General features: G+C 36.9%; 17 protein-coding genes and 1 riboswitch. Of the genes, 15 read left to right on the forward strand and 2 right to left on the reverse strand.

Translation table 11 applies throughout. The features are described from left to right. Window positions 1-4 precede the first annotated feature (4 nt). The 8 genes from ACL9RH_RS17915 (at window position 5) to ACL9RH_RS17950 (ending at window position 8,551) form a co-directional block, all read left to right on the forward strand. Window positions 5-1,516 (forward strand): succinate CoA transferase, encoded by a 1,512-nt coding sequence (locus tag ACL9RH_RS17915; RefSeq protein ID WP_422694717.1) that lies wholly within the window; start codon window positions 5-7, stop codon window positions 1,514-1,516. A gap of 222 nt (window positions 1,517-1,738) precedes the next feature. Beyond that, on the forward strand, window positions 1,739-3,013 hold the full coding sequence (locus ACL9RH_RS17920; RefSeq protein ID WP_422694718.1) for an acetyl-CoA hydrolase/transferase family protein: 1,275 nt from the start codon (window positions 1,739-1,741) through the stop codon (window positions 3,011-3,013). A 129-nt stretch (window positions 3,014-3,142) separates the two neighbouring features. Continuing rightward, window positions 3,143-3,934 carry a hypothetical protein gene (locus ACL9RH_RS17925; protein WP_422694719.1) on the forward strand — a complete coding sequence of 264 codons (792 nt, stop codon included), beginning with the start codon at window positions 3,143-3,145 and terminating at the stop codon, window positions 3,932-3,934. Window positions 3,935-4,171: 237 nt separating this feature from the next. Continuing rightward, window positions 4,172-5,302, forward strand: coding sequence for a 4-hydroxyphenylpyruvate dioxygenase (gene hppD, locus ACL9RH_RS17930; RefSeq protein WP_422694720.1), 1,131 nt, complete (start codon window positions 4,172-4,174; stop codon window positions 5,300-5,302). Between the two features lie 71 nt (window positions 5,303-5,373). Beyond that, window positions 5,374-5,838: a hypothetical protein gene (locus ACL9RH_RS17935; protein WP_422694721.1), complete on the forward strand. Its 465-nt coding sequence runs from the start codon at window positions 5,374-5,376 to the stop codon at window positions 5,836-5,838. Window positions 5,839-5,894: 56 nt separating this feature from the next. Beyond that, on the forward strand, window positions 5,895-7,142 hold the full coding sequence (gene fahA / locus ACL9RH_RS17940; protein WP_422694722.1) for a fumarylacetoacetase: 1,248 nt from the start codon (window positions 5,895-5,897) through the stop codon (window positions 7,140-7,142). Between the two features lie 97 nt (window positions 7,143-7,239). Continuing rightward, a complete protein-coding gene (locus ACL9RH_RS17945) occupies window positions 7,240-7,653 on the forward strand; it encodes a GxxExxY protein (RefSeq protein ID WP_422694723.1) in 414 nt (137 codons plus the stop codon). 73 nt (window positions 7,654-7,726) lie between these two features. Continuing rightward, a complete protein-coding gene (locus tag ACL9RH_RS17950; RefSeq protein ID WP_422694724.1) occupies window positions 7,727-8,551 on the forward strand; it encodes a flavin reductase family protein in 825 nt (274 codons plus the stop codon). Window positions 8,552-8,604: 53 nt separating this feature from the next. On the opposite strand, the gene ACL9RH_RS17955 is transcribed toward ACL9RH_RS17950, so the two are convergent. Together ACL9RH_RS17955 and ACL9RH_RS17960 are read right to left on the reverse strand one after the other, a co-directional pair. Further along, window positions 8,605-9,114, reverse strand: a complete 510-nt coding sequence (locus tag ACL9RH_RS17955; RefSeq protein WP_422694725.1) for a hypothetical protein — start codon at window positions 9,112-9,114, stop codon at window positions 8,605-8,607. 47 nt (window positions 9,115-9,161) lie between these two features. Next, a complete protein-coding gene (locus ACL9RH_RS17960; RefSeq protein ID WP_422694726.1) occupies window positions 9,162-10,004 on the reverse strand; it encodes an alpha/beta hydrolase family protein in 843 nt (280 codons plus the stop codon). Between the two features lie 230 nt (window positions 10,005-10,234). On the opposite strand from ACL9RH_RS17960, the gene ACL9RH_RS17965 reads away from it, so the two are divergent. The 7 genes from ACL9RH_RS17965 to tenA all read left to right on the forward strand — a co-directional run bounded on the left by ACL9RH_RS17965 (window position 10,235) and on the right by tenA (window position 15,838). After that, the gene (locus ACL9RH_RS17965) at window positions 10,235-11,008 is read left to right on the forward strand and encodes a HipA family kinase (RefSeq protein WP_422694727.1); all 774 of its coding nucleotides are present in this window, start codon (window positions 10,235-10,237) and stop codon (window positions 11,006-11,008) included. Beyond that, complete coding sequence (locus ACL9RH_RS17970; RefSeq protein WP_422694728.1) at window positions 10,995-11,378, forward strand: DUF3037 domain-containing protein; 384 nt, start codon at window positions 10,995-10,997, stop codon at window positions 11,376-11,378. The genes ACL9RH_RS17965 and ACL9RH_RS17970 overlap by 14 nt, the downstream gene beginning before the upstream one ends. Before the next feature lie 22 nt (window positions 11,379-11,400). After that, entirely contained in the window at window positions 11,401-12,435 is a 1,035-nt protein-coding gene (locus ACL9RH_RS17975; RefSeq protein ID WP_422694729.1) for an alpha/beta hydrolase fold domain-containing protein, read from the forward strand. A gap of 352 nt (window positions 12,436-12,787) precedes the next feature. Further along, window positions 12,788-12,880: riboswitch (TPP riboswitch) on the forward strand. 61 nt (window positions 12,881-12,941) lie between these two features. Next, a complete protein-coding gene (gene thiM / locus ACL9RH_RS17980) occupies window positions 12,942-13,739 on the forward strand; it encodes a hydroxyethylthiazole kinase (RefSeq protein ID WP_422694730.1) in 798 nt (265 codons plus the stop codon). Further along, the gene (thiE, locus tag ACL9RH_RS17985; protein WP_422694731.1) at window positions 13,736-14,371 is read left to right on the forward strand and encodes a thiamine phosphate synthase; all 636 of its coding nucleotides are present in this window, start codon (window positions 13,736-13,738) and stop codon (window positions 14,369-14,371) included. Before thiM ends, thiE begins: the two co-directional genes overlap by 4 nt. Then, window positions 14,368-15,201: a bifunctional hydroxymethylpyrimidine kinase/phosphomethylpyrimidine kinase gene (gene thiD / locus ACL9RH_RS17990; protein ID WP_422694732.1), complete on the forward strand. Its 834-nt coding sequence runs from the start codon at window positions 14,368-14,370 to the stop codon at window positions 15,199-15,201. Before thiE ends, thiD begins: the two co-directional genes overlap by 4 nt. Further along, window positions 15,188-15,838 (forward strand): thiaminase II, encoded by a 651-nt coding sequence (gene tenA, locus ACL9RH_RS17995; protein ID WP_422694733.1) that lies wholly within the window; start codon window positions 15,188-15,190, stop codon window positions 15,836-15,838. The genes thiD and tenA overlap by 14 nt, the downstream gene beginning before the upstream one ends. Window positions 15,839-15,905 lie beyond the last annotated feature (67 nt).

Genomic DNA, 15,905 nt, shown 5'->3' on the forward strand with positions numbered 1-15,905 from the left:
TTACATGTTAGAAAGAATCAGATTAGAAAGTCTACACCAAAAAGTAACCACGGCAGAAAATGCTGTAAAAATCATTAAAGACGGGATGACCATTGGGTCTAGCGGCTTTACGAAAGCAGGTGACAGCAAAGCTATTTTGCCGGCCCTTGCAGAAAGAGGAAAAACAGAAGACCTTAAAGTCACCTTAATGACCGGAGCTTCTCTAGGTCATGGTACCGATGGAAAACTGGCTGAAGCTAATGTTTTAAGGAAAAGAATGCCGTTTCAGGTAGATCCAATCTTACGAAATAAGATCAACAAAGGGGAAATTCTTTTCATCGATCAGCATTTGAGTGAAAGTGCAGAACTTCTTCACACCAAAAATCTTCAAAGCATTGACGTAGCTGTTATAGAAGCTGCTTACATTGAAAGAGACGGAAGCATTGTTCCCACAACATCTGTCGGAAACTCCGTAACATTTGCAGCGTTGGCTAAAAAAGTCATCATTGAAATCAATACAGAAGTTCCTGAAGAAGTATACGGAATCCACGACATTTACCAGGCTGAAGACTATCCTTACAGAAATGTGATCCCAATTGTAGCTCCGTGGAACAAAATCGGAAGAAAAAGCATTCCTGTAGATCCTGAAAAAATTGAGGCCATTGTTTTTACCAACCGTAAAGACAGCCCGGCTGATATTGCAGAACCGGACGAAAAAACAACAGCCATCGCCAAGCACCTTCTTGCTTTCTTTGAAAATGAAGTTCTTTTGGGACGTCTTACAGACAGATTACTTCCTCTTCAGGCCGGTATTGGTAAGGTAGCCAATGCTGTACTTACAGGTTTTAAGGACAGTAATTTCTATGATCTGACCATGTTTTCAGAAGTTCTTCAGGACAGTACATTTGACCTGATTGATTCCGGTAAGCTAAGTTTTGCATCAGCATCTTCCATCACTGTTTCCCAGGAATGCTATGAAAGAGTACTGGGAAATCTTTCAAAATATAAAGACAAATTTGTTTTAAGACCTCAGAATATTTCTAATACTCCGGGATTGATCAGAAGATTAGGAGTCATCGCCATCAATACAGCCATTGAGTTTGATATCTACGGAAATGTAAACTCTACCCACATCGGAGGATCCAAAATTATGAACGGAATTGGAGGTTCGGGAGACTTTGCAAGAAATGCCTACCTAAGTATTTTTGTAACTCAGGCTGCTTCAAAAGGAAACAATATTTCCCACGTACTCCCAATGGTTTCTCATACAGATCATACCGAACACGATGTAGATATTCTGGTAACCGATGTTGGATTGGCAGATCTGAGAGGATTAGCACCAAGAGAAAGAGCTCAGAAAATCATTGACAACTGTGTACACTCTGATTATAAAGAAGAACTGCAGTCTTATTTTGACAGAGCCTGCGAAAGAGGAGGTCATACTCCACACTTGTTGGAAGAGTCATTCAGCTGGCATTTACGCTTTGCTGAGACAGGAAGTATGAAACAAGCTATAGAAACAGATATTCAAAATTAAGAATAGCCAACCAATATTTAAAATGACCCAATGCAATGCGTTGGGTCATTTTATTTTTATGCAATACTTCTTTCATTAATATGATAAAAATCTCATCAAAACCATCAAATATTTAGAAAAAGATAAGATTATAAAGGCTATCTTTGAAAGAACAGAGATATTTTATAGGATAAAAAGATTAGGTCAAAACCCATTATGACTATTATTTAAAAAAGATAAAATATGCAGAATTACATCAGCGCAGAAGAAGCGATATATACGATAAAAAGCGGAAACCGTGTATTTTTTCATGGAAGTGCCTGTACTCCCAATTACCTGATTGATGAACTGGCAAGACAGTCGCACCGCCTGGAAAATGTTGAAATGGTTTCTATTACCCAACAGGGAAATGTTGAAATTGCCAAACCACAATACAAAGATCATTTCTTTGTCAACTCTCTGTTTGTTTCTACTCCGGTACGCGATGCCGTCAACTCAGACAGAGGCGACTTTGTTCCTGTATTTTTAAGTGAAATCCCAATCTTATTCAGAAAAAATATTCTTCCGCTGGATGTGGCACTGATAACGGTCTCTCCACCCGACAAGCATGGTTTCTGTACTTTGGGAACTTCTGTTGACATCGCAAGATCGGCCGTAGACACCGCCAAAATAATAGTTGCAATAGTAAACCCCAGAATGCCAAGAACCCACGGAGACGGAATGATTCACATCAGCAGAATCCATAAGCTGGTGTGGCATGAGGAAGAGCTTCCAACCGTCGATTATGGTTCAAAAGTTGGCCCTGAGGAAATGCTTGTAGGCAAAAATGTAGCAGAACTTATTGAAGACAGATCCACCCTTCAAATGGGAATCGGAACCATTCCTGATGCTGTGTTGAAATGCTTAACCAATCATAAGGACCTGGGTATTCATACTGAAATGCTGAGTGATGGGGTAATCGATCTGATCCAGAATGATGTCATCAATAATAAATACAAAGGCTACAATGACAATAAAACCATTACCAGCTTCTGTTTCGGGACAAGAAAGCTCTATGACTATGTAGATGACAATACTGTTTTTGCTTTCAGGGATGTAAGTGAAGTCAATTTTCCGATCAACATCATGAAAAACAAAAAAATGGTAGCCATCAACTCAGCGATTGAAATAGATCTTACAGGACAGGTATGCGCCGATTCTATCGGTACCCTTCAGTACAGCGGCATTGGTGGGCAAATGGATTTTATGAGAGGAGCAGCACTGGGAGAAGACGGGAAACCTATCATTGCCATTACTTCCAGAACAAAAAAAGGAATTTCAAGGATTGTTCCCTATCTTAAACAGGGTGCCGGTGTAGTGACTACAAGAGGGCATATTCACTATGTTGTTACCGAATATGGAACCGCTTATTTATATGGCAAAAATCTTCGTCAGAGAGCACAGGAACTCATCAGTATTGCCCATCCGGACGATAGAGAAATGTTGGAGCGTGCTGCTTATGAAAGATTTAAGCACTGATAATCAGACCATCTTGTATTCTCGCGAACTCAACTCTAAAATCCATTTTTTAATTCCGATGAATAATCAATAAAAAAGTGTTAACATTTTGGCAGTATTTTTGATCAAACTCTTTATAAAACAAACAAATTGAAGACTATATATAATTCGATACGGGAAGAGGTGGTAAAGCATTCGAAAGTAAGGAATTCTGTTTTGGGGAATGTGAATGAATGGAAGAGAAGCCATTATATTATTCTTTCAGAAATCATCAAAGACGAGCTTTCAGAAGCTGAAGAACTTAAAGGAGGAAAAAAATTTGAAATCGGTAACACTATTTCACACGTTACACTGCAGCGTTTTTTTGAAAATGACTATCAGGACAAAACTCACAATGATCTCAGGTTTCTGAAAACACTGGATAAAATATGCATTTTTTTAGGGTATAAAGACCTTAATGATTATATCCTGTCTGTAAGGCACAAACAAAAAGATGATCAGGAGGCTGACGAACAATCTTTTCTTACCCAGATGGTGTACGACTATTGTGCTTCTGCATTCGAGTTTTATAAACTCTTTCCTGCTCACGATACAGAGAAACTAAAAGACCTGGTGTTTCATGACTCCCCGTTTTTAGAGCGTTTGTCATTATTCAGCAAAGAATTGTGTGATAAAGATTTTCATCTGGTTACCAAAAATAATCGTTCCAATTACGAAGTTTTCGACATCAATATTGTGACCGACGAACCGGATAAAAAGATACTGGAGTCTCAGGAATTCTGGAATCTCTTATTTAAAGTTGGACAAACAGGAGAGGAACACTTTGTCAATCAACTGAATACACAGATCTATTTTCTCAGAAAAATAAACAACACCTGGAAAATCTGGGACAACTATAATCCGGATGCCGGAAGATTAAACCGACAAATAGAAACAGTCTAAAAATAAGAAAGCCGCAGATAAATTCTGTGGCTTTCGTGTTCGAAATGTTTTTTCTCACTTGTCTTTTGTATGACAAATGTAAGCGGTTGATTCTAAACACGTGAAACTTAAATATACTTAAGTAAACTCTTCTTCAAGGTTATGTTAAATATATTCAACGATTCCGGGGTTATATTTTCGCAATGTCTAAGATTTTTGTAATTTGCATACCAATAAAATAAAAGTAAAAGAGAAAATATGTCAACACTTACATTTGCCGAGAAAATTGCTCAAGCAGAAAATTTCTTACCAATTAATGGTACAGATTATATTGAGTTTTATGTAGGAAATGCAAAACAGGCTGCCCATTATTACAAAACCGCTTTCGGTTTTCAGTCTGTAGCTTATGCCGGTCCTGAAACAGGAGTGAGAGACCGTGCATCTTATGTGCTTCAACAGGGAAAAATCAGATTGGTTTTAACAACAGGACTAAAATCTGACTCCCCTATCAACGAACACGTAAAAAAACATGGTGACGGAGTAAAAATTTTGGCACTTTGGGTAGATGACGCTTATGCAGCTTTCGAAGAAACAACTAAAAGAGGTGGAAAACCGTATTTAGAGCCTGTAACTTTAACTGATGAGCATGGTGAGGTAAGAATGTCCGGAATCTATACCTATGGAGAAACCGTTCATATGTTTGTTGAGAGAAAAAATTATAACGGAGCTTTCATGCCTGGATATGAAAAGTGGGAAAGCGACTACAAACCTGAAGAAGCAGGATTACTATATGTAGACCATTGCGTAGGAAATGTAGACTGGAACAGAATGATTCCAACTGTTGAATGGTATGAAAAAGTAATGGGATTTGTAAACATCCTTTCTTTTGACGACAAACAAATCAACACAGAATATTCTGCATTGATGTCTAAAGTAATGTCCAACGGAAACGGATTTGCAAAATTCCCTATCAACGAGCCTGCAGAAGGTAAAAAGAAATCTCAGGTAGAAGAATATCTTGATTTCTATGAAGGTGAGGGAGTACAACACATTGCGGTAGCTACAAAAGATATCATCCACACGGTAACTGAGCTTAAAAAACGCGGTGTAGAATTCCTTTCTGCTCCACCGGAAGCATATTACGATATGGTTCCTGAAAGAGTAGGTCATATTGACGAAGATTTAAAGAAACTTCAGGACTTAGGTATACTTATTGATCATGATGAAGAAGGGTACTTACTTCAGATCTTTACAAAACCTGTAGAAGACCGCCCTACCCTATTCTTCGAAATTATTGAAAGACATGGCGCACAGAGTTTTGGTGCCGGAAACTTCAAAGCTTTATTCGAAGCGCTGGAAAGAGAGCAAGAGAGAAGAGGTAATCTTTAATTTTACATAAGAAATATTAAGTTTTGTCAGAATACCATATTCTGGCAAAACTTTTTTATAAAACACACCATATGAGAAAATTTTTAATCGGAGTTTTATTCTTTGGAACATTAGGGCTGAAAGCTCAGTATGGAACATTGGATGCAATTCTTAAAAGACTTGAAGAAAGAAAAGGCATCAATCAAAATCTGGAGCAGGTAAATATTGATAACAAGAAATTTGTTTTCATTAAAGATGAAGCAGACCACACAGAAAGAGACTTTATTATCATTAAAGGAAATAACGCTACCTATGTGGAAGTATTCGATGATAAAGCTACAGGAGAAAGCAGTTCCAACGTTTTTACCGGGGATATTATCCGAAAGAAAAACATAATTTCTTTAAGAGCTGATATGCTTGAAAATAAAAAAGTTCCCCTACCAGTTACCAAAACACTGCTTCTGACTCAGCAGGATAATATTCTGTACCTCATCGACGTCAATACGAAAGACCGATGGATTGATGAACAATCTTACTCGAAAAAGGCAAAAAAATAAACATCTGTAAAACATCAATTCCAGATGCCGTTTTAATCTAACTAAAATCTAAACTTATGAAATCATTTGTAGACTATTCCTCAAATTCGGATTTTTCTATACATAATATTCCTTTTGGAGTAGCAGTTTTTAACAAAGAATATATTGGATGCTGTACAAGAATCGGAGATCAGGTTGTTGATCTTGCCACCTTGTATGATCTTGGGTATTTTGAAGATATTGAAGGATTAGACGACAATGTTTTTGAAGCATACACCATCAACGAATTTATCGAATTGGGTAAGCCGGTTACCAATGCTGTCCGCGCAAAAATTCAGACACTTCTGCAGGAAGGTTCTACTCTTTCAAAAGATCAGAAAACCATTGAAGAAGCATTCTATGACCTGGACAAGGTTAAAATGATGATGCCTATTCACATTCCCAATTATACAGATTTCTACAGCAGCATTGAACACGCTACCAATGTAGGAAAAATGTTCCGTGATCCTGCTAATGCTTTATTACCTAACTGGAAGCATTTACCTGTAGGTTACCATGGTAGAGCCTCTTCTATTGTTGTTTCAGGAACGGAAATCAATCGCCCAAAAGGTCAGACAAAACCTGCTGATGCAGATAAGCCTGTTTTCGGACCTTCCAAACAACTGGATTTCGAACTTGAAATGGCTTTCATCATCAATAAAAATACAGAGATGGGAGAAAGTATTTCTACTAAAGACGCTGAAGATGCTATTTTCGGAATGGTCGTTTTCAACGATTGGTCTGCAAGAGATATTCAGGCTTGGGAATATGTTCCACTAGGACCATTCCTTGCCAAGAATTTCGGTTCATCTATTTCTCCATGGGTGGTTACTCTTGAAGCTTTAGAACCATTCAGAACAGCTTCTCCAACACAAGATCCTGAAGTTTTAGAATATCTGAAATTTGAAGGAGATAAAAACTACGATATCAACCTTGAAGTCTACATTCAGCCTGAAAATAGAGATCAGAATCTAATCTGTGAAAGCAATTACAAGCACATGTATTGGAATATGACACAGCAACTGGCTCACCATACCGTAAACGGATGTAATGTTGAAGTGGGTGATCTTTATGCCAGCGGTACTATTTCCGGAAGCGATCCAAAATCTTTCGGTTCTATGCTTGAACTGACATGGAGAGGTCAAAATCCTTTATCATTAAGCAATGGTGAAGAGAGAAAATTCATTGAAGACAATGATACCGTTACCATGAAAGCTTGGGCAGAAAAAGATGGAGTGAGAGTAGGTTTCGGAGAAGTTTCCGGTAAAATTATTCCAACGGTTTAATAATTATTTAAACACTTAAGTTTTTTAAGTTACATGATAATGGTAAAATTAAGTTCACTTTAGTATTGAAAATCTATGATTTTCATATTCTTGCATTATGATTACTCAAAAGTTAATTAATCATCTGTCTTACAAAATTATTGGAGCCTGCATAGAAGTACATAAATTAGCAGGTCCTGGTTTGTATGAAGACGTTTACCATCAATGCCTGAAAAAAGAATTTGATCTTATTGGTCTACAATATCGAAGTGAACTTGAAATACCATTTTTATATAAAGGAAACCATATAGACTGTAAAGTAAAATGTGATTTTTTGATTGAGGAATTAATTATCTTAGAACTAAAATCAGTTGCTGAAATTCATCAGATACATAAAGCTCAGACTATGAATTATATGAATCTGTTAAAAGTACCTCGCTCAATATTAGTTAATTTCAATGTCACAAACCTTTATCATGAAGGCTGTGAATCTTTTGCCTCTAAAATATTTAAGGAGCTTCCCAAAGAATGAAAATCTACGATTTTCATTCTTAAGTGATCTTTTATATGTTTACTAAAATAACTTAAGTGTTAAAAAGAAAAGTATGAAAACAGTAATTCCTTCCGATTTAACCTCTGTACAATTACAAACCATTATGCAAACGGCTGTTTCACCGCGACCTATTGCTTTGGCATCTACGGTGGATAAAGACGGTCATCATAATTTATCACCATTCAGCTTTTTCAATATGTTCAGTACGGTTCCTCCGATTCTGATCTTTTCACCATCGAGAAGAGTTCGTGATAATACGACAAAACATACATTGGAAAATGTTCTGGAAGTTCCGGAAGTTGTCATTGGAACTGTAAATTTTCCAATTGTACAACAAATCTCTTTGGCTTCTACAGAATACGAAACCGGAGTTAATGAATTTGTAAAATCTGGTCTTACGATGAAAGATGCAGATCTTGTAACACCCAAACTAATTGAGGAATGTCCTGTAAATTTTGAATGCAAAGTTTTAGAGGTAAAATCATTGGGAGATCAGGGTGGCGCAGGAAATCTTGTGATCTGTGAAGTTCAGAAGATTCACATTCGTGAAGAATATCTGAATGAAGCAGGAAACCTTGATCAGCAAAAACTGGATATGGTAGCCCGTTTGGGCAGTAATTGGTATTCCAGAAATAATGAAAACAATCTTTTTGAAGTTCCAAAACCTTTGGTAACAAAAGGAATCGGTTTCGATCTTCTGCCGGAAGCCATCAAATACAGTAAAATATTCACTGGAAATGATCTTGGGATGCTTGCCAATACGGAAGTATTACCCTCCGGAGAATTTCATGCTGATGAAAATATTCATCTCAATGCACAAAAGCTTCTTCTGGAAAGCAAAATAGAAGAAGCCTGGAGTATTCTGATCATGAAGTAAACCATCATAATAGTAAAAAAAGGCCAGCCTGAAAAATTCAGGCTGGCTTTTTTTTATTTTGCTTTTAAAGACTTTGTCACTGCGATCTTCTTCTTTTCGCTGAAATCTGTTAATGTTCCATTCTGATCTATCATAACATTTATATTGTCATCCTTGGCATCGTAATAAATATCTGTGGAATATCCCGGACAATCGTGCTGCTTACATCCTGTCACTTTATAAATCCCGTTTTCGGAGGTAACAGGAGTTTCTACATTGAAGTTCTTCACCATTTCATCATACTTTTTCCCCAGTAACTTCTTCAATCTGTCAGAAATCGTTTTATCTTCAAACAGTTTGATCTCATTCGGATATTTCCCTTCATTTTTGGTAATGATATTGTCTGTACCCGGAACAGAGGCTGCTTTTGTTGATGCAGAATCTGTTTTTGGAGCAGCAGCCGAATCTTTGGATGTCATGGCAGCTAAAGAATCTTTACTCACAGAAGTGTCCGTTTTTGATTCTTTCTTACAGGAAACAACAAATAATGATAGCGCAAATGCGCCTGCAATGATTTTTTTCATAAATATAAGTATGTTGGTTAATGTATTATAATATGATTGGAAAAGTTTTAATTCAGTTTTTCTCTGATAAAATCAATACATTTTTCAGTGACTGTATTGAGATCTTTGGGTAAATGATGATCCACCCAAGGTTCTTTTGCCCCAAAAGTATGATTGGCATTTTCAATAAGAAACAATTCAGAATTCGGGTGAAGAAGGTGAAGATGCTCCGCCTGCTTTACTTCTACAGCCTCGTCTTCTGTTCCGTGTATAATCAACATATGAGCTTTTGCCATTTCGGTAGCCCGTTCTACATCAAACCGGTGAATATTTTCTTCATAATTTTCATAAAACTGATAATAATGAGGCATTTCCTGTTTTGTACGGCCGTTTAAAGCATAATATACTCTTTCTTTTTTCCACTTTTCAAAGGCTTCACCAGTAGGAAATCTTTCTAGAGTATCTACACTGGCTAAAGTAATCAAACCGTTGATTCGTTCATCTTCTGATGTTTTGATAATGGAAATTCCTCCTCCTCTACTGTGTCCAATCAGTATCACCTTCTCTGAATCTACATGCGGATTTTGAATAAAATGATCAATAACAACACCAAGATCTGAAAGTTCTTTAGAATAATTATTATTTCCAAAAGCTTCAAGGTCAGCAAAATGATGAGGATTATCGACCGTTGTTCCGTTATGTGAAAAATTAAACTTAACAAAGAAAAAGCCTGCTTCAGCAAACTTATGCCCCATCAAATCCCAAGCGCCCCAGTCTTTATATCCTTTATATCCATGAACAAAGATCACCAATGGCAGCTTGTCTGTACTCTCTGTATAAAAACTATCAGCCAGAAAACCTTTTGTTTCATTATTCTTTAAAAATATATCTTTTTCAACAATCAAATTCATAAAATAAACGAATTTTATTTAACACAATTCATATCTACAATGATAATTTAAATATAAATTTATGAAAAAAACTCTACTTTTATTACTTTTAAATACATTTTCTTGCTCATCCAATTAGCGTTGTAAGCCTATTTTCTTTCTTGAAATTACCGTATTTAAAGAGACCCAATTTATTTTCTGAACTATAAAAACCAATAAAAATTATAAAAAAATAAGCTTATTTTTGCCTCATGCAGAATTTAAGAACTGTAACCGTGATGCGTTACATTCTGCCGTTGAGAGAAGGAGGTTCGCTTCCTGCTTTGGCAGAAGCTGATGATGACTTTAAGTATGTTTTAAAATTCCGTGGTGCCGGCCATGGAGTGAAAATGCTGATCTCCGAACTTCTGGGCGGAAAGATTACAGAAGCGTTGGGATTAAAAATTCCCGAACTTGTTTTTATTAATCTTGATGCAGATTTTGGTAGAACAGAAGCTGATGAAGAAATACAGGATCTGCTAAAGTTTTCAGAAGGTCTGAATTTAGGTTTACATTACCTTTCCGGCTCCATTACCTATGATCCCGGTGTACGTGTTGATCCTCTTTTAGCATCAAAAATTGTATGGCTGGATGCTTTCATTACCAATATTGACCGTACATTCAAAAATACCAATATGCTGATGTGGAATAAAGAACTCTGGATTATTGATAACGGAGCTTCATTCTATTTCCATCATTCATGGCAGAACTTTGACACTGCGGCAAAAACGCCTTTCAAATATGTGAAAGATCACGTTCTTCTTCCTAAAGCAAAAATGCTGGATGAAGCCGATCAATTTGCTCATGAAGTACTGAACGATGCTCTTTTCAGAGAAATTGTCAATTTAATTCCCGAAAATTGGCTGTACTGGGATGATGCCGACGAAACTCCAGATGAAATACGTGAAATCTATTTTCAGTTCCTGAAAACCAGATTCGAAAATTCTCAAATCTTTGTAAACGAAGCCAAAAATGCAAGAGGATAAAATATATGAATACGCGGTAATACGCTTGGTACCAAAGGTTGAAAGAGAGGAATTTTTCAATATAGGATTGGTGATGTTTTCTAAAAAGGAAAAATTCATCAAAGTAGAATTCTATCTGTGTCCTGATAAATTCAAACTCATGCACAGTAAACTGGACTATGATGATGTTATCCAGAATCTGGTAAGTTTTCAGAAGATAGCCAATGGTGATAAAGAGGGCGGACCAATTGCTTTGCTGGACATTCCTGAGCGTTTCCGATGGCTGACCGCTGTAAGAAGTGCTGTTGTGCAAACATCTAGACCTCATCCAGGAAAATCCAAAGATCTGGATCGTACTTTTGGTAAGCTTTTTGAGGAGTTAGTAAAATAACGTTTCCCTCAAAAAAATTATTATGAATTCAAACATAAACAACATATCACACTACAGGTTTTTTACAAACCTGTTTTTTGTTTTATTTTTAAACCTTTCCAATTTATTTTTTTCACAAAATTTTTCACAAATACCGGTTAAAACACCTCCTGTAAAAAGTACTCTTCTTCCGGAAATTGCTACCATCACAGAGAACGTTACTTACACCATCAATAAGAAAGGAAATCCTATACAACTGGATATTTTTACCCCTAAAAATACTTCAGCAGAGAAGCTTCCTGTACTTATTTACATTCATGGTGGCGGATGGGTAGAAGGTGATAAAATCATTCATGCAGATAATTATGTAGAGACTACGATTGCAAAACTGATGGCTAAAAACTATGCTGTAGTCAGCATCAATTATACACTTCTGAATGATAATACACATTTTCCGCTTCCGCTGGAAGATACCAAAGATGCTATAAGATGGGTAAGAAAAAATGCAGAAAAATATAATTTTGATACTCATAATATTGGCCTTTTCGGTGCATCTGCAGGCGCTCACCTTGCATTGATGGCGGCCTACACTCCGGACAATACTTATATAGGTAATTCTGAGCTTTCATCTTATTCAGCAAAAGTTAATTATGTGATCGATCATTATGGACCGGCAGATCTTAATACACTTTTCCATACAAGATTGGGGACCATTCCTGTGGCTATGATCGGATTAATTTCCAAAAAAATTGTCACCCTGCAACAGAATTTGGTAAAAGGTCTTTCGGGATATGATGTGAAAAAAGATCAGGACAGAGCCATAGAATATTTCAAAACTATTTCTCCTGTTTATTTCGTTTCTGATGCAGTTACTACTTTGATCGTTCAGGGAAATAGTGATAAGATTGTTCCTTTAAGTCAATCCAAAAAACTGTATAGAAAATTAAAAAGAGCTAAAGTACAAACCTCCTTAATTGTTGTTGATAAAGGTGTTCATGGCTTTGGTACTACAGATAAAGCATATCTTGATAAACTTACAGATGAAATGGTGGACTTCGTTGTATCGCAGAAAAAGTAAAAAATATCATCAATACTTTATAATTTAAGTCATATTATTTTGTCTAGTTATAGCTTTTTATGTACTAAAAGACTAGACTTTGCATTAATCAATTATCTGCTGACTGTTTTTAATCAGGGAGATTTTTAATTTTTAACCACAGATTTCACGAATGGGCACAGATGATTGTGTTTTTATTAGATGGATGATAATGTCTTAATTGATAATATTGGTGAGATTAGTGGTAAAAGTTGACGTAAGTTTAGTTTTTTTTTACAGGTAAAAAGTAATGATTAAGATGAAAAGGTTGATCTATTTCTTTTTCAAATTCCTGTAGCGGTTTTTTGCCTGCTGTGATAATTTTTATACATTTGTTATGCTTTAGGGGTATTCTGAAAAGAATTGAGAGAGTCCCTTCGAACCTGATACGGCTTACACCGGCGTAGGGAAAAGCAAAATTACATTATCCTCTAATGTATCTTTTGTTCCGGATTTTTCCTAAAGCTATTTTTATTTTAATGATAACAATGGAAAAAATTCTCTGGCAGCAAGTTCAGCTTGTACAACAAAAATCTCCCCTGGTTCACAATATTACCAATTATGTAGTGATGAACAATACAGCCAATGCTCTTTTGGCTGCAGGTGCCTCTCCTATTATGTCTCATGCCAAATCTGAGATTAGGGAAATGATCAATATTGCCCATTCGGTAGTGATTAATATTGGGACTCTTGATGAATATTGGTCCGAATCGATGATTATGGCTGCAGAAACAGCAGATGTTATTCACAAGCCTTGGGTTTTAGACCCTGTTGGAGCGGGTGCCACTTCATTCCGCGATCAGATCCTACATCAGCTTTTACAATATCGCCCTACGGTGATCAGAGGAAATGCTTCTGAAATTATCGCTCTGGCTAAGATCAATACGACAGTTACCAAAGGGGTTGACAGTACCGCAGAAAGCAATGAAGCGGTGGACGCAGCTCAAATTTTAGTCAATCAATATAATACGATTGTCTGTATTTCTGGTGAAACTGATATTATCCTTAGCCCTCATCAAACTTTCTTTATTAAAAATGGACATCCTCTTATGACTAAGGTCACTGGCCTTGGATGTTCAGCAACAGCATTAATAGGAGCATTCATAGCATGTACAGAGGACAAAGCATTAGGCACTGCAGCAGCAATGGCATTGATCGGGATATCGGGAGAACTGGCTGTTCAGAAAAGCAAAGGTCCGGGAAGCCTTCAGGTTAATCTGATCGATAAGCTTTACAATATTACTGAAGAAGAATTCATCCGTCATTTGAAAATTGAGAAAAAATGAGCCTATCTTCCTTCCCTTACCAATTATACCTTGTGATTTCCGAAGCTGACTGTGCTGGAAAAAACTTTCTAACAGTTGCTGAACAAGCAATTTTGGGTGGTGTAGATATCATTCAGCTGCGAGAAAAAAATGACTCTACCGCTGTATTTCTTCAAAAAGCCCAGCAACTTCTCGAAATCACCGAGAAATACAATATTCCTCTTATCATTAATGATAATATTGAAGTGGCTGAAAAAGTAAATGCTGCAGGAATTCATGTTGGAAACAGTGACACCGCTCCTACTTATCTGAGACAGCAGCCTCTCATTAAAGATAAAATAATAGGGTATTCTATAGAGCACCTGATACAGCTTGACAATGAAGAAACTTCTTTTTCAGATTATCTTGGAATAAGTCCTGTATTTAAAACCAATACTAAAACAGATACTATCATAGAATGGGGACTCGAAGGCATCTCAGAGATTAGGCAACGCACAAGAAAACCTTTGGTAGCAATAGGGAATGTTCATCGGGAAAATGCAAGGATAATCATCAATGCAGGAGCAGACTGTCTTGCGGTAGTCTCGGCAATATGCAGCGCAAATGATCCCCAAAAAGCCGCATATGAATTAAAAAACGAAATTTTAAAATGAAAAAATATAAATATCCATCGGTTCTAACCATCGCAGGTTTCGATGGAAGCGGCGGTGCTGGAATTCAGGCTGATATTAAAACCACTTCCGCACTGGGATGTTTTTCAACATCGGTATTAACGGCCTTACCTGTACAAAATACTCAGGGAGTAAGAAATATATATCCGATTCCTGTTGAAGCCGTGGCTGATCAGATCAAAGCCATTCTGGAAGATATCGTCCCTGATGCTATTAAAATCGGGATGGTTCACACACCGCAGCTGGTTGAAACTATTGTTTCTACCCTCTCACAATATCAAAAAATACCCATTGTATTTGATCCTGTAATGGTTGCTACCAGCGGACATCGGTTGATTGAAGAAGAGACCATCAATGCGATTACAGAAATGCTGTTTCCTATTGCTGATGTGATTACTCCCAATATGGACGAAGCTGCTATTCTGGCAGACATGAAAGTAGAAACTCTTGAGGATCTTTACACAGCCGGAAAAAAGATTAAAACATTGGGATGTAAAACAATCCTTCTTAAAGGCGGTCATCAGGAAACCTCAACGATAACGTCTCTATTTTATGATGAGTCTGATGTATTTCATCCTTTTGAAACCATAAAATTTGCGACCCACAACACCCACGGTTCTGGCTGTACGCTTTCTTCAGCAATCGCAGCTTATATCGCTCAGGGAAAAACCTTGTATGAAGCTGTTTCTTTAGCTCAGGATTATGTTTACCAGGCTATCGAAAACGGAATAGATGTACAAACAGGACTTGGAAACGGTCCTCTTAACCACTTTTTTAACCCTCAAAAACTTATCAAAAATGAAATGGTCTGAACAAACCTGGAATGATATTGAAGAATGCTACCAATCTATTCTCGATATGCCTTTTATAAAGGAATTATCAGACGGCAGTCTACCTCAGGAGAAATTCCGTTTTTACATGGCTCAGGATTCTTTATACTTAGAACATTTTGGAAGAACCCTTTCTCTGATTGCAGCTAAAATCCCGGATCTTCAGGATGTATTAGCCTTCATGCGTTTTGCAGAAAATGCTATTGTCGTAGAAAATGCCCTGCACGAGTCTTACTTTAAAGATTTCGGAGTGAGTGACAAAGGAATTTTACAGCCTGTATGTCATCATTACATCCATTTTCTGAGAAGTACAGCTGCTTTGGAATCTGTGGAAATTGCCGTTGCCGCGGTATTACCTTGCTTCTGGATTTACAGGGAAGTTGGAAATTATATCTACAAGATTCAGAATACCGACAATAATCCTTATGAAAAATGGATTGCTAATTATGCCGGCGAAGAGTTTTCTGCCGCAGTGGATCAGGCAATAGTCATTTGTGATAAAATCGCTGAAAACAGTACTGCTGATACCAGAAAAAAAATGACCGAAGCTTTCATCACGGCCTCCCGTATGGAATATCATTTCTGGGAAGCTGCTTATGAACTTAAAACCTGGAAATAAAATCTGCAAGGTTGATATTATAGCCTGACTTTCACCAAATAAAAACGGAACTCTATATCATAGAAGT

This window comes from Chryseobacterium sp. Mn2064, from assembly GCF_049319685.1.
Classification (GTDB): domain Bacteria; phylum Bacteroidota; class Bacteroidia; order Flavobacteriales; family Weeksellaceae; genus Chryseobacterium.